A 455-nucleotide genomic window follows, 5' to 3' on the forward strand; every position below is an offset into this window, starting at 1 on the left:
CTTTCCCGGCTCCATGGCAGGCAGGGTCCAGGCCCTCGCAGCCGCCGTGGACCGCGACTGGGACGGTGACGCATCCGCCATCTGGACAAAAGGCAACCCCGACGGCCCCGAGGTGCTCCGCCGGCTCCAGGCCCTGCCAGGCTTTGGCGAACAAAAAGCCAAGATCTTCCTGGCACTGCTGGGCAAACAATGCGCCCTGACAGCTCCCGGATGGCAGGAAGCCGCCGGCCACTACGGGAAGGAAGGATCCTACCTCTCCGTGGCCGACATCACCGACCCGGAATCCCTGGCCAAAGTCCGCGCCAGCAAACAAGCAGCAAAAGCCGCCGCGAAAACAGCAAAAGCACCCACCCCCTGACCAGGCCCCCGGCGATCAAGCATAAAAAACCAAAGGCCCCAACCGTCGTTAAAGACCAAAGGCCCCAACCGTCGTGGTTGGGGCCTTTTGCTGGTGC

General features: G+C 63.7%; 1 protein-coding gene. It reads left to right on the forward strand.

The genetic code is table 11. From position 1 onward, the window contains the following. The coding region (locus tag PQ627_RS19915; RefSeq protein WP_337993568.1) for an HhH-GPD-type base excision DNA repair protein at window positions 1-358 on the forward strand (358 nt) is incomplete at its 5' end. Window positions 359-455: the final 97 nt, after the last annotated feature.

Source organism: Paenarthrobacter sp. AB444 (assembly GCF_028736865.1).
GTDB classification, from domain to species: Bacteria; Actinomycetota; Actinomycetes; order Actinomycetales; family Micrococcaceae; genus Arthrobacter; species Arthrobacter nicotinovorans_B.